Genomic DNA, 13,977 nt, shown 5'->3' on the forward strand with positions numbered 1-13,977 from the left:
AATATTAAAAGAAAAGGATGGTAAATTATGAAGAAGAGACGTTTAGGTTTTATTTCAATGCTATTAGCAGCGGCTTTATTAGCAGCATGTGGTACTACTGGAAAAGACAATAATGACACAGCTAATAACACATCAGCAGCTGGATCTACTAGTGCTGGAGAAAAACAATATAAGGTAGCATATATTGCTCGTGCGCAATCAGATTCATTTGCAGCATGGCTTGCAAATGCTGTAAAGGAAGAATCAACTAAATATCCAAATATTAAGTTGGACGTATTTGATGGTGAAGCAAATGATGAAAAAGAAAATTCAATGATTGAAAATGCTATTACTAACAAATATGATTTGGTTATCATACAACCTAACAATGGCGAAGCTCAAAGGCCATATGTTGAAAAGGTAGTTAAAGCAGGTATATTTGCTATCACTACAAACGCAAGAATTTCAGATATTGAAGGTGCATCTTCCGTAGATGCTAATCCATATGAACAAGCAGCAGTAAATGCGCGTGCTGCGATAAATCAAATTCCTCAAAACGCAAATGTAGTAGTACTTGATGGTCCTTCTGGTAACTTCCATGCTGATGAAAGACGTAAGAGCTGGCAAGCAGAATTCTTTGACAAACGTAAGGATGTAAAAATAGTTGGTGAACAAATTGCAAACTGGAACAAAGATGAAGCTATGAAATATATGGAAGACTGGGTACAAGCAAATGACAAAATAGATGCAGTTATTTCAATGAATGATAATATGGCTGCAGGTGCTATCGAAGTAGTTAAAGACAATCCAAAATACAAAGATTTACTAGTTTATGGTGTAGATGGTACTGCAGAAGCTTGTCTTTTGATACAGGAAGGTAAAATGACTTCTACTTGTATGCAGAGTGCATATGATCTTGCAACAAAGCTATTAGATACAAGTAACAAGCTGTTGACAGGTGCAGAAAAGCAAATTGATACTGATATTGGTAATCCACTAGTTACTAAAGATAATGTTCAAGAATTTATAGAAATGCATAAAAAATCAGGAGCTATTAAATAGTAGATTAAAATAAAATTAACTTTCATTGATAAGACTAACACAGTAATTCAACTGGGAAAGTTAATCAGTAAAAATATTTTAATGAATAAGATGCATGAACTACTAATTCATGCATCTTACTCTAATTTAACATTTAAGATAAGAATTTGATTGGAATACATTTTAATACAAATATTGTACTAAAAAAGTCTCTTTAAATCTATTTTTTCAAATCTGACAAATTTCCTATTTATATAAGTATGAACACCATACAATTTTCGCTGAGGAATTAAGTTATTTTGATTCAGAAGTTTACTAAGATTACAAACATAATTAATTGATTCAACATAAAAAATATAAATTAGATACTAATTTACATTAACTAAAGGAGGATGATATATAGTGAAAAACAGAGCAGCATATATGACCGGTCTTAGAAAAATGGAAATAAGAGATATTGAAATGCCCAAGCTTAAGGAAAAAGATGTACTTGTAAAATTAGAATATGTTGGAATATGCGGATCAGATGTGCATTATCTCGAACATGGAAAAATAGGTGATTTTGTCGTTGATGGCGATTTTATACTTGGACATGAATGTGCTGGAACTATTGTAGAATTGGGAAGTGGAGTTAAAAGCCTTAAGGTTGGAGACAAAGTAGCTTTAGAACCTGGAATAACTTGCGGACAATGTGAGTTTTGTAAAAGTGGAAGATATAATTTATGTCCCCATGTTGAGTTTTTAGCAACTCCGCCATACCACGGTTCAATGATGAAGTACATTGCCTTTCCTGAAAATATGTGCTTTAAACTTCCTGATAATATAACTACAAAAGAAGGCGCTTTAGTTGAGCCATTGTCAGTTGGAATGCATGCTGCAATGCAGGGTGGAGTTAAGCTGGGAGATTCTGTTGTAATACTTGGTGCTGGTACTATTGGTCTAGTAACTCTTCTGGCTTGCAAAGCCTTTGGCGCTACTGATATTACGGTTGTTGATGTAATACCTAAAAGACTAGAGTACGCAAGAAAGCTTGGAGCAACAACTGTTATTAATGCGGCAGAGGCTGATGTTTTTGCAGAAGTGGAAAAGCTTACAAATAAAACTGGAGTGGATATTGTTATTGAAACAGCTGGAACAGCTAGAACAATTTCTCAGACTCCATATCTGATAAAAAATGGAGGTACTATTGTTCTCGTTGGTATGGCTCCACAAGATATCATTGAGTTCAACTTTGCTAAAATTATGGCAAAGGAAGCCCAGATAAAATCTGTATTCCGTTATAGAAATATATATCCAATTGCAATTAAAGCATTAGCACAAGGTATTATTGATATAAAAGGAATAGTTACTCACGAGTTTGATTTTGAGGAAAGTGCGAAAGCTTTTGACTTTGTAATAAACAATAAGCAGGATGTGGTAAAAGCAGTAATAAAAATAGACTAGAGCAATTATTTTTTAGCAACAGATTAAATTTAATATTTGAATAGTAAACTCCTTCTTTGTCATATTGTTATGGCAGTAAGAAGGAGTTTTTGTATATACCTAACAATACCTTTGAAATGTGGTTACTATTCAGCCTAGTCTATAAGTATTCAAATTTATCAATGACTTAATTCCAAAATAATTACATTAATTAGTATATACTTTTCAATACATCTCTGTATATCCATAATTATTTCAATAAATAGTACGCGAGTGCAATATATATCTAATTGCGAGGCTCGGTTAGAAATTGATGCTAGAAATAATAGGTGAAACAAGTATTGCAGCCGACACACCTACATGATGTAGCTGTGAGTATTAACCCGAGACAAGGATGCCTTGTTAATACGGTCGGCGGAAGTGCTTGTTCTGCACTGCAATTATTTCAGCATCAATTTCGTGAGCAAGCAATAGATATATATTGTACGGGAGTACTATTTAAGCGGTTTAATATTTTGTATATAGTATTGACATAGGCTGAATAGTAACAATGTAAAAATTGTAAAAATATTTTTTGAAAATAACCATTGACACCAATGGTTAAATATGGTATAAATAATAAAAAGAATTCATAGTAATCCTAGTATAAAAGTATGGAATTGGGGTGGGGCTTTTGAAAAATAGTGACATTAACAGAAGACTAGAAGAAGAAAATATAAAACTTTTATTGGACTATATAAATAAAATTAAGTATGGTTCTGTAACTGTAAATATACAGGATGGTAAAATTGTTCAGATAGAAAAAAATGAAAAAATAAGGATTAAAAACTGACTAGACAACTAGAGGTTTTTGACATTTGCCTTGTGCAAATATCAAGACCTTTTTTTATATAGCTTTATACTTATGAAAAATAAGAAATTTCAAAAGTAATTATTATTGGATAAATTTTCGATGATGTTAGATGGCAGATTTAAGTTTGTAGTCCAAATGGAATATTAGCATAATTGACTTAAGCTTCAAGTTGTTACTGAAACAAACTACTCTTCGTATAAGGAAAAAGGTGAGAATGCTTGTCAAATAGAATACGGCTACTTGGTTTAGATTTGGATGGAACATTATTAGATAACGAAAAATTATTATCAAAAGTTAATGAAGATAGTATCAAGGAGGCAATGAATAAAGGAGTAGTTGTAGTACCAATAACGGGACGCCCGAAGAGTGGAATTCCAGATGCTATTTTGCAGCTATTTCACAGTTCATACATAATTACTTCTAATGGTGCAGTAACAACTGATATAAAGGCTCAAAGGGACATAGATGGCGTTTATTTAAAAAATCAAACAGTAATTGAAGTATTTTCCGAAATTCAAAAAATAAATGAGAAAGTGGAATTTGAAGTTTTTGTTGATGGTATTGGATATGCTCAGAAGCAGCATTTTTACAACATCAGTGAAAAATATAGAGGAACTCCATTAGAATCTTATATCAAGAATAGCCGAAGTCCTGTAGATGATATTATTAGCTTCATAGCAAGCAGGGAAAATGATATTACAGGGATATCAATAATGACAGAATCAACTTTTATAAAGAATAGGATTCTAAATGTACTTACTGAGTTTCATAATATTAAAATAACTTCATCTATTCCAACAGATTTAGAAATTAATGCAGCAAACGCAGGAAAAGGGCTGGCTCTTTTGAGATTAGCAAATAGCTTGGGAATTCAAAAGTCGCAAATAATGGCATGTGGTGATAGCGAAAATGATATTGAAATGCTGGAAATGGCGGAGATTGGAGTGGCGATGGGTAATGCAGATGAGAAAGTAAAATTAATAGCTGATTATATAACCTTGAGTAATGAAGAAGATGGTGTTGCACATGCAATAAACAGGTTTATAAGCTGCCAACCGCCGCTAATCCTTACACCTTGAATAAAAACCGCCGGGAGGCTTGATTAGAAAGAATTGCTTAGTCATCCTTGCAAAGAAAGATATAAATAAAAGAAAAAATTAAATAAAAGAAAAATTAATTATATTCAAGAACTCAAGAACTTTCAAAGCATTAGATTTGATAATAATTATTTTCAGTATTAAGCGCATGTAAGTTAATTTGCTGATTGATAGCAAAATAATATATTCGCTTTATAAACTAATAATTGGAAGGGGTAAATAATGGTGATAGGCGTAAGTGAAAGCAAGACTTTGGAGAATAAGAGATATCAAATAAACATTAAAAGTTGGAAACTCAGTAAGAATATGATCAATCAAATTAAAAAAATTCTCCCAATATTAGCAGTAGCAATAACTTTAATATGTCATTTATTCATTGAAGATTCCGGACAGCAAAAGAAAACTTCACAACCTTATTTTACATACTTTTTGATTACAGTCCTAGTTATATATGCTGTACTTTACATAATTTCTTTTTTCAATAAGAAAATAGATAAAAAAATTATATATAAGGGTGGCTTTTACGCAGGAGTAATATTCTTTCTAAATATATTAAATATAATCACTCTCAAATATGCATTTCTTCCAAAATTGTTTTTCCCTTCGTTAGATAGGGTACTTGGTACCTTGGTTGAAGATAGGATATTTTTACTTGAATGTATTGTGTATTCACTAAAATTATTATTTAAGGGATTTGTTTGCGGAGGAATTGTTGGATTTATAACAGGCATACTATTAGGATTTAGTAAGACTGCTGGCTATTGGCTAAACCCTGTTACAAGAATACTTGGTCCAATACCAACAACTGCATGGGTACCCCTTGCATTATCAACTTTTCCTACTTCATATTCAGCAAGTGTATTTCTAATTGCATTTGCAGTATGGTTTCCAACAGCACTAATGACCAGCAGTGGTATTCACAATACTAGCAATGCTTATTTTGAAGTATCTAGAACACTGGGAGCTAGCACTTTATATCAGGTATTTAAAGTGGGAATTCCAAATGCTATGCCAAATATATTTCTCGGTATTTTTTATGGAACATGTTCATCATTTATTACACTTATGACGGCAGAAATGGTGGGAAGTTCTTGCGGAATTGGATGGTATATAAACTGGCAGAAGCAAATGATGGTATATCCTGGAGTTTATGCAGGTTTGATAATTATAGCTGTGATATGTACAACAATATTAACTTTATTGTTTAAGGTTAGGGATAGGATTTTGGTATGGCAGAAGGGAGTTATCAAATGGTAGGAGAAATTGACATTAAAGATGTGGTTCGTATATTTGAAAATCCTGATTCAAAAGGAGAAGATATTGTAGCATTAAATAAACTGAGTTTAATAGTACAGCCAGGAAAGTTTGTATCGCTAATTGGCCCCTCTGGCTGTGGCAAATCTACACTTCTCAGACTAATTGCAGGGTTGGATATTCCAAATGAAGGAGAAATATTTCTAGATGGGAATAAAATAGTTAAACCCAGCTATGAAAGAGGGTTTGCATTTCAGGCGGCTAATTTATTTCCCTGGCTGACTATTAGAGAAAACATAGCATTTGGATTACGTGCAAGACATGAATACAAGAAAAAGAAAGATGATGTAGATGAATATATTAATTTAGTAGGATTAAAAGGATTTGAAAAAGCCTATCCCCATCAAGTATCAGGTGGAATGTGTCAAAGAGCATCGTTGGCAAGAGCATTAGTAGGGCATCCAAAAGTATTATTATTAGATGAGCCTCTAGGAGCATTAGATGCATTTACAAGAATGAATATGCAGGATGAACTGCTAAGGATTTGGGAAGAACACAAAATGACAATGATTATGGTTACACATGATGTTGATGAAGCAATTTACTTGTCGGATCAAGTTGTTGTAATGTCACCTAGACCGGCAAAAATAGAAAAAATAATTGATATTGATTTGTCAAGACCAAGAGCCAGAAATCAAGATGCGTTCCTAAAATATAGAACAGAAATACTTGAAATACTACATTTTGGAGGAGAGATTAAGGCTCCTGATTACTTCTTATAAGAGAGTTTCTGTTAGTCTAACTTTTTATGGTTCAAATCTAAAATATTTTGTTAAACTCGAAAAAGTTTAGAGTTGTAAAAATTTTACTAAACTCGAAAAAAGCTCAGAGTTATAAATACCTTGGACTCAAAGCCTTTGATTTTAGTTAGCATTAAAAATGCATTACATATCTAAATTTTAACTGTTACAGATATATGATTGTTCGAAATTAAAATGCAAATTATGAGCAACATGAGAATTATTTATTTTTATCCAGTTCAAAGAGGATAAGAAAATCATTAATTTAAATAATAATCAAGAAAGGTTTATTGGTATATATATGAAGAACAGATTAATTACTTCGCTTATTTATTTAATAACTGCTTTATTATTGATAGTTGGCCCAAATACAATTTTCAAGGTATGTGAGGTTATGGAAAAGCCAATGAAATGCTACTATAGTACAAAAGCTGTGGTTGGTATCGCAATTATTTTAATAGCTATAGCCATTTTGTATTTTTTTACAAGAACCATCAGAGAAAGCTTATTACTTACTATTGCTGTAATACCAATTGGTATTATAACTCTATTAATACCAAGCATTTTGATTGGCGGATGCTCTATGAAAACAATGGCATGCCAAGCTGTAAGCTTTCCGGCTATATATGTGATTTCAGTATTACTAATAATTATTTCAGTATTTAACATTTTCTATTTAATAAAAAGTCATAAAAGAAATTTGGTGAAGTTAAATGAGGCAGAACAGAAAAATTACTATTAGGAGTATTGCATTAAGTAATTTGCTATATCAGCGCTTTCGCACAATGATTATATTCGTATTATTGGTGGTTACTACTATTGCATTATTTCTTAGTGAGTTTTTAACTTTAAGCATGAGAGAGGGAATCGAAGAAACTGGCGAAAGAATAGGCGCGGATATTATTGTCGTACCAGATACTTTTGTTTCAAGCATTGAAAATGCCTTGTTTTTAGGCAGACCCTGTACTGTAAATTTTGATAGAAATTGGTTAGACAAAATTGGTGCAGTTGAAGGTGTTGATAAGGTTAGTTCACAACTTTATTTGGCATCTTTAAGTTCTGATTGCTGTGACAGTCCAATGCAGCTAATTGCATTTGATATTAATGCAGATTTTACTGTAGTACCTTGGCTGGAAAGAGATGGCATTACTTCACTAAAAGATGATGAAATTATATTGGGAACTAATATAACTAAAGAGATCGGAGATAAAATTAAGTATTTTGGAAGAGAATTTACAGTTGTTAATGTATTAGAAGAAACGGGAATGGGATATGACAACAGTGCGTTTATCAGCTATGAGGCTGCTTTTGAAATAGCAAAGGATCCTGTTTATCAAAGGCTATTACCTTTTAGAAGTGATAGCAATGTAATTTCCATGGTTTTACTGAATATTGCTGAAGGATATGGACTGCATAAGGTTAAAGAAAATATTGAAAAAAAATATGGAGATAAAGAAATTGCTGTTTATTCAACAAATCAATTGTTAACAAAATTTTCAGATAGTCTTACAAATATTAATATATATGGAACTTTGATAAAGGTACTGTTTATACTGTTAGCCACTGTATCATTATATGCAATATTCTCTATAACAATATATTTAAGAAGGCATGAATTTGGCAGTATGCTATCAGTAGGTGTCTCCAGAAGAAAAATTATTAATATACTTGTATGGGAAATGTTTTATGTTGTAGTTATTGCAAGCATAGTTGGGATTTTAATTGTTTGCGGAGTTATTTTTCCCTTTCATATGCAAATAAAAAGTCTGTTTACTATTCCTTATTTGTTACCAAGTGCAGGAATTATTGTTTCTATGAGTTTTAAAATGTTTACTATCAATGTATTGGTATGCGTGGCTGCATCATTTCAATTATTTTGGAAATTCAGTAAGATGGAAGCGCAAGAACTCATAAAGGAGGAAAACGGATGATACTTAGAGCTGTAAATATTAGAAAGACATTTGATAGGGCTGATAACAATACTTGTGGGATAATCGATGTGAGTATTACCATAAGACCTGCGGAATATCATTGCATTTTTGGAACCTCTGGAAGTGGAAAAAGTACTATACTTAATATTTTGGCAGGTATGCTAGCCCCATCTAGCGGAAGTGTTTATTTAGATAATATGGACATTTATTCTAATAAAAAATTTATGAGAACAAGTATGAGAATAAATTCTATTGGATATATAATGCAAAGCGCAAGTCTTCTAAGCAATATTTCTGTATATGATAACATTATATTTCCTTTAGAAATAGCAAAAAAACAAGTTAATTACAGGCAAGTTGAAGATATTATAAACAAATTGGAATTAAGCCATCTAGTTGATGCGTATCCTAAAGAACTTTCGGGAGGTGAATATAAAAGAGTCACTATTGCTAGAACAATTGTTAGTAACCCGCAGATAATACTTGCTGATGAACCTACAAGTAACCTAGATGAAAAAAATGCAAATATTATCAGAAATATTTTTGAAGATTTATATTTAGAGGGAAAAGGCATTGTAGTAGCAACGCATGATATGAAATTTATTGAATCACATCACATTATTCATAACATAAGAAATGGAAAATTGTACTATGCGCAAAAGGTTTGCTATGGATAATGGATAGAATACAAAATAATATAAAAAGGAGGGGTGAGTCCATGTTCATATTTTAATAGAGTTCAATAAAAAATATAGGGCATGGATGTAATTTATGAAACTTAAAATTTTAATTAAGAAAAGCAGTTTATTGCTATTAATGGTGGTGTTAGTTGTTAGTACAGTAATAGGTTGTGGAAAAAGCACCGCAGAAACCGCCAGTAAAGAAGCTGATAGTAATGCAGAAGTGAAGATAGGATTTGCAAAGGGTTCTTTATGCTTAGCACCAATTCATCTTGCTTATTTAAACGGGTATTTTGAAGAGGAATTTAAAGCAGCAGGTGTTTCATGGAAAATGGAAGAGGTGGATTTATCCCAAGCAGCTGAATTATTAGCTGCAGGTAAAATTAATGCTGCTGTTGGTTTGACAGCAAGCTTAATTCAGCCAATTGATAATGGATTAGATATTACATTTACTACTGGGTTACATACAGGATGTACCAAATATTATGTAGCAGCTGATTCAGGAATTAACTCGGTTGCTGATTTGAAAGGTAAAAAAATTGGTGTTCCAGGGCTTTCTGATTCTTCAACAATGAATATTAAAAGAAAGCTTAATGATGTAGGAATTGGAGTTACAACTGATAACATGGAAGTGACTTTAGTACCATATGCTTTAACCGATTTACCATTAGCCTTGGCAAATGGGGCAGTAGATGCGGTTGCACTTCATGATCCTGTTGCATATAAAGCAGAAGAAGAATACGGCTTTAAAAAGATTCTGGATACTGCGATAGATGAAAAATTCTTAGGAGAGTATTGCTGTGAATCATATGTAACAATAGATTTAGCAACTAAAAATCCAAAGGCGGCAGCAGCGTATACTAGAGCAATGCAGAAGGCAGCTGCATTTATACAGGCCAGTCCAAAGGAAGCAGCAAAAATTCAAATTGATAGTGGGTATTGCTCTGGAGATTTGGAGACAAATGCTCAATTACTAGACTCATATAACTATTCACCATCAGTTAGCGGTGGACTGGAAACCTTTAAGGCAGCAGCATTGGAGTTAAAAACAATTGGGGATTTAAAGCAAGATACTGATGTAGAAGCCTTTTCGTCAGTTCATTTTACAAAATTAGAGGGAGTTCCAGACAGTATAACTTATGATACAGCAGCGAAAAAATTTGTTTCAAAATAATTAACTCAGCTTTCCTACACCAAAATATATCGGCGTTCAAACCTAATAATGGTTTGTTGACAAAATAACTCGAAAGTATAATTGATTCTTACATTGTAAGCTTTATTGTAAGCTTTATTGTAAGCTTTCTAGTTTGGTATTGGTGGTGTAGGAAACTTGAATAATTGATTATAAATTTAATATAATCTAACTAATATAATTAATAATATTTTAAATGCAAAGGAGAAGAGCTATGGACGAGGTAGTTAAGTTTTTAGAAGAAAATCCAGTGTTTTATATTGCTACAGTAGATGGAGATACTCCAAAAGTAAGACCTTTTGGCTTTTTTTTGAAGCATCAGCAAAAACTTTATTTTGGAGTAGGAAATCAAAAAGAAACATTTAAGCAATTGCAAAAGAATCCGAAATTTGAGATCTCAACAACTTCAAAGGATAATACATGGCTGAGATTAAGTGGAAATGCAGTATTTGAAACCAGTGAGGAATTATTAGAGAAAGCTTTTGAGAGAAATCCTAATTTGAAGGCCCTTTATTCAAAGGAAAATGGACCTAGACTAGAATTATTTTATATTGAAAACGCAAAAGCAGAATTTTTGAATTTTTTAGGTGAACATAAAGTTATTAATTTCTAAATATTTCAGACCTCTTATAGGAAGAATGAAATTAGAAAGAATTAAAATTAGAAATAATGTTCTGTATACTAATGAATTAATAAGAAATAGTAATTGAGTGCAATACATTTTAATGCTGAAGCGATTCTAAATTAAGTTAGAAATTGATGCTAGAAATAGTTAGGTAAGAACAAGTATTTAAACCGACACTGCCTATATAAGTAGCTGTGAGTATTAACTCTTCAACAACTCATACATTCACTGCTACTGGCAAAGGTGCCAAGCAATCAATGTGGATCTAGGTAAGGATTTAGCAAATGAATCTTCATTCTTTGATACAGTCACAACACCAGATACATTTTTACCAAAAGGCAGCTACCAATTATACAGAATGTCTTGGCTATGCGGTCGGCTGCAGTGCTTGTTCTTAACCAAAATTATTTCAGTATTTACCGGTAAAAGCCGTAGATTATACTGCGCGATAGTACTTATTAATAGTACTATTTAAGGGTTTAATATTGATTAAATTATTTCTTGTTTTCATTAATCCCTATTCCTAAATTCTATAACAACAGTAATTTATAAGGAGCGAAATAGATTCAAATGCTAAAGATTAGAAAAGCAAATATAAATGATATTGATGCTATTGCGGACATCGAAAAGAGATGTTTTCCAGCAGCAGAGGCAGCATCAAAAAGTACTTTCGAGAGTAGAATGAATATCTTTATAAACCATTTTTATGTAGCAGAAATTGATGGAGAAATAGTTGGCTTTGTTAATGGTTTTGTTAGCGATGAAAGAACAATCAGGGATGAAATGTTTGAAGATGCTTCATTACATAACGAAAGCGGAAAGTATCAAATGATTTTTGGATTAGATGTTTTGAAAGAGCATAGAAGAAAAGGAATAGGCCATAAGCTTGTACAGACAATGATAGAAGCTGCAAAAGATGAAGGAAGAGCAGGCGTAATTCTTACTTGCAAAAATGAACTGATATCCTATTATGAAGGTATGGGCTTTATAAATAGAGGAGCCTCAAAATCAGTTCATGGGGGAGCAGTTTGGTATGACATGGAGTTGATTTTTTAGTATAAGGAATTTGGTATTACAGAAAAGAATGGTTATTACAGTTTGAAATGTAATGAGTACTGCGAATAAAAAAGAGTAGTACGAATAAAATTAAAAAAATAGAAAAGGAATTGCCGAGCACATGCCATTTTTTGTGAAGGAAATGCATATTTCCTTGATGTTCTTGTGCGAAATGTTGGGCATGGGTATATTTATGGTGACAAAAACAAATAATTATGAAAATTTAAAGCTTTCCCATCCGTGCTTTGGTGGACACAAAAATAATAAAGGCAGAATTCATCTTCCAGTTAGTCCAGGATGTAATATACAATGTAAGTTCTGCGACAGAAAGATTAATGATGATGAGCAGCGACCAGGGGTTACTTCAAAGGTAATTACTCCGGAGGAAGCGCTTGGTGTTATTAAAAGAGCATTAGAACTATGTCCTGAGATTACAGTTGTAGGAATAGCAGGTCCAGGTGATACTCTTGCCACTGATAATGCAATAGAAACCTTCAGGCTGGTAAAAGAACACTATCCTAATTTGCTTAAATGTATGAGTACAAATGGCCTTCTGTTATATGAGAGAGCAGACGAGATTATTGAAGTTGGAATTGATTCTCTTACTGTAACAGTTAATGCAGTTGACCCAGAGATAGAGGCTAAGCTTAACTCAGCAATTGTATATCATAGCAAAAAGTATGAGGGAGTAGAGGCAGCTAAAATTCTTATTGAAAATCAGATAAAGGGTATTGAAAAAGTAGCTAAAGCTGGAATTACTGTTAAAGTAAACAGTGTATTGGTTCCAGGAATAAATGATAATCACATTGAAGAAATTGCAAAGATAGTAAGTAAAGCCGGTGCTTCTATCTATAATATTATTCCACTCATTCCACAGTTTGAATTAGCTGATATTCCTGCTCCGACCTGTGCACAAATTGATGCTGCAAGAACCAAAGCAGGTGAGTACATAGATGTGTTCAGACATTGCCAAAGATGTCGAGCTGATGCAATAGGCGTCCCTGGAGAAAGTGATTTTGGAGATCAGATATATCAAAGAAGAATCTCTCTTAAAGAAACTTTTTCTCATGGATAAATGAAAAATATTTTTGAAAAAAGAATTTATGAGAAGAGTTTTTTAAAATGGAAAATTGAAAGAATAGACGTTTTGGTCTGAATGGAGGAAACATGTCATATAAGATAGCAGTAGCATCCACTGATGGTAAAGTAGTAAATCAGCATTTTGGAAGAGCAGATAAGTTTTATATTATTGAGGTTAATGATGAGGATAAGTTTGAAGCCATTGAACTTCGAAAATTGCTTCCAATATGTCAAGGTGGAGATCATGATGAGGATGCAATGCAGAGAAATGTAAATTTATTATCTGATTGTGAATTTGTTCTGGTAAGCAGAATTGGTAAAATTGCTGAAAATGCCTTAAACCAGCAAGGAATAAGCGTATATATTATACCTGACATTATAGAAAATGCTGTTACAAAATTAATTTCATATGTGAAAATAAATAAAATGATTAATGATATTGCAAGATAAATGAAATCAAGTTTTATTTTCAAGTTATAGTAATACTATTTTATTTCAATTTAGCTTGAGGAAAGTTAAAACACTTTATATAGCTTATTGGGATTAGTTCTAAGTAAGAAAGTCAATGAATAAAAAAGTGAATATGCCACTATAAAGGTTATATTTTTTTAACTAAATTCATACAAATCATATTGACAAACTATGAAAAGAATAGTATTATTTCTATAACGCAGTAATAAATTAAATTTATATTATGAAACTGACTAGAAAACTAGAGGTTTTGGAAAAGGATTATATTTTCTGAAACCTCTTTTTTTATAAAGAAACATTAGATGACTTGTTGTCAATTTAGTATCCATAAAGATAAAAGTCAATTGAGATGATATGCATTCAAATCAAAAACTTAAAATTATTAATCTTAGCAAATTCACAGCAATTACTGTTGATGCAGCTTTAACAATTTTCAAATACATTAGTGGTTAATAGTGTCATATAAGAAGATAACCGCTAAATAAAGAAAGGAGAA

The 13,977-nt window shown here is 32.1% G+C and carries 14 protein-coding genes; all 14 read left to right on the plus strand.

Translation table 11 applies throughout. The features are described from left to right. The first annotated feature begins 27 nt into the window (after positions 1–27). Entirely contained in the window at positions 28–1,041 is a 1,014-nt protein-coding gene (locus EHE19_RS09405) for a sugar ABC transporter substrate-binding protein (protein ID WP_137696184.1), read from the plus strand. A 381-nt stretch (positions 1,042–1,422) separates the two neighbouring features. After that, complete coding sequence (locus tag EHE19_RS09410; RefSeq protein ID WP_137696183.1) at positions 1,423–2,463, plus strand: NAD(P)-dependent alcohol dehydrogenase; 1,041 nt, start codon at positions 1,423–1,425, stop codon at positions 2,461–2,463. Between the two features lie 652 nt (positions 2,464–3,115). After that, positions 3,116–3,274: a YezD family protein gene (locus EHE19_RS09415; protein ID WP_137696182.1), complete on the plus strand. Its 159-nt coding sequence runs from the start codon at positions 3,116–3,118 to the stop codon at positions 3,272–3,274. 239 nt (positions 3,275–3,513) lie between these two features. Further along, positions 3,514–4,374, plus strand: a complete 861-nt coding sequence (locus tag EHE19_RS09420; RefSeq protein ID WP_137696181.1) for a Cof-type HAD-IIB family hydrolase — start codon at positions 3,514–3,516, stop codon at positions 4,372–4,374. A gap of 240 nt (positions 4,375–4,614) precedes the next feature. Beyond that, positions 4,615–5,649, plus strand: a complete 1,035-nt coding sequence (locus tag EHE19_RS09425) for an ABC transporter permease (protein ID WP_137696180.1) — start codon at positions 4,615–4,617, stop codon at positions 5,647–5,649. Further along, positions 5,643–6,428 (plus strand): ABC transporter ATP-binding protein, encoded by a 786-nt coding sequence (locus EHE19_RS09430; RefSeq protein WP_137696179.1) that lies wholly within the window; start codon positions 5,643–5,645, stop codon positions 6,426–6,428. The genes EHE19_RS09425 and EHE19_RS09430 overlap by 7 nt, the downstream gene beginning before the upstream one ends. A gap of 319 nt (positions 6,429–6,747) precedes the next feature. Then, the gene (locus EHE19_RS09435; protein WP_137696178.1) at positions 6,748–7,188 is read left to right on the plus strand and encodes a DUF4418 family protein; all 441 of its coding nucleotides are present in this window, start codon (positions 6,748–6,750) and stop codon (positions 7,186–7,188) included. After that, the gene (locus tag EHE19_RS09440) at positions 7,160–8,377 is read left to right on the plus strand and encodes an ABC transporter permease (protein ID WP_137696177.1); all 1,218 of its coding nucleotides are present in this window, start codon (positions 7,160–7,162) and stop codon (positions 8,375–8,377) included. The genes EHE19_RS09435 and EHE19_RS09440 overlap by 29 nt, the downstream gene beginning before the upstream one ends. Further along, positions 8,374–9,054 carry an ABC transporter ATP-binding protein gene (locus tag EHE19_RS09445; protein WP_137696176.1) on the plus strand — a complete coding sequence of 227 codons (681 nt, stop codon included), beginning with the start codon at positions 8,374–8,376 and terminating at the stop codon, positions 9,052–9,054. Before EHE19_RS09440 ends, EHE19_RS09445 begins: the two co-directional genes overlap by 4 nt. A 94-nt stretch (positions 9,055–9,148) precedes the next feature. After that, positions 9,149–10,231 carry an ABC transporter substrate-binding protein gene (locus EHE19_RS09450; protein ID WP_137696175.1) on the plus strand — a complete coding sequence of 361 codons (1,083 nt, stop codon included), beginning with the start codon at positions 9,149–9,151 and terminating at the stop codon, positions 10,229–10,231. Between the two features lie 232 nt (positions 10,232–10,463). Continuing rightward, a complete protein-coding gene (locus EHE19_RS09455; protein ID WP_137696174.1) occupies positions 10,464–10,862 on the plus strand; it encodes a pyridoxamine 5'-phosphate oxidase family protein in 399 nt (132 codons plus the stop codon). A gap of 582 nt (positions 10,863–11,444) precedes the next feature. Continuing rightward, positions 11,445–11,930, plus strand: a complete 486-nt coding sequence (locus EHE19_RS09460; protein ID WP_137696173.1) for a GNAT family N-acetyltransferase — start codon at positions 11,445–11,447, stop codon at positions 11,928–11,930. A gap of 193 nt (positions 11,931–12,123) precedes the next feature. Further along, complete coding sequence (locus EHE19_RS09465) at positions 12,124–13,005, plus strand: radical SAM protein (protein ID WP_137696655.1); 882 nt, start codon at positions 12,124–12,126, stop codon at positions 13,003–13,005. A gap of 92 nt (positions 13,006–13,097) precedes the next feature. Continuing rightward, positions 13,098–13,460, plus strand: a complete 363-nt coding sequence (locus EHE19_RS09470) for a NifB/NifX family molybdenum-iron cluster-binding protein (RefSeq protein WP_137696172.1) — start codon at positions 13,098–13,100, stop codon at positions 13,458–13,460. The last annotated feature ends 517 nt before the right edge of the window (positions 13,461–13,977 follow it).

It is taken from the genome of Ruminiclostridium herbifermentans (assembly GCF_005473905.2).
GTDB classification, from domain to species: domain Bacteria; phylum Bacillota; class Clostridia; order Acetivibrionales; family DSM-1351; genus Ruminiclostridium; species Ruminiclostridium herbifermentans.

What these genes read in the sequence shown, in the direction of transcription:
- EHE19_RS09405 (WP_137696184.1), top strand. Translation starts at nt 28, where the DNA reads ATGAAGAAGAGACGTTTAGGTTTTATTTCAATGCTATTAGCAGCGGCT.
- EHE19_RS09425 (WP_137696180.1), top strand. Translation starts at nt 4,615, where the DNA reads ATGGTGATAGGCGTAAGTGAAAGCAAGACTTTGGAGAATAAGAGATAT.
- EHE19_RS09430 (WP_137696179.1), top strand. Translation starts at nt 5,643, where the DNA reads ATGGTAGGAGAAATTGACATTAAAGATGTGGTTCGTATATTTGAAAAT.
- EHE19_RS09435 (WP_137696178.1), top strand. Translation starts at nt 6,748, where the DNA reads ATGAAGAACAGATTAATTACTTCGCTTATTTATTTAATAACTGCTTTA.
- EHE19_RS09440 (WP_137696177.1), top strand. Translation starts at nt 7,160, where the DNA reads ATGAGGCAGAACAGAAAAATTACTATTAGGAGTATTGCATTAAGTAAT.
- EHE19_RS09445 (WP_137696176.1), top strand. Translation starts at nt 8,374, where the DNA reads ATGATACTTAGAGCTGTAAATATTAGAAAGACATTTGATAGGGCTGAT.
- EHE19_RS09450 (WP_137696175.1), top strand. Translation starts at nt 9,149, where the DNA reads ATGAAACTTAAAATTTTAATTAAGAAAAGCAGTTTATTGCTATTAATG.
- EHE19_RS09455 (WP_137696174.1), top strand. Translation starts at nt 10,464, where the DNA reads ATGGACGAGGTAGTTAAGTTTTTAGAAGAAAATCCAGTGTTTTATATT.
- EHE19_RS09460 (WP_137696173.1), top strand. Translation starts at nt 11,445, where the DNA reads ATGCTAAAGATTAGAAAAGCAAATATAAATGATATTGATGCTATTGCG.
- EHE19_RS09465 (WP_137696655.1), top strand. Translation starts at nt 12,124, where the DNA reads ATGGTGACAAAAACAAATAATTATGAAAATTTAAAGCTTTCCCATCCG.
- EHE19_RS09470 (WP_137696172.1), top strand. Translation starts at nt 13,098, where the DNA reads ATGTCATATAAGATAGCAGTAGCATCCACTGATGGTAAAGTAGTAAAT.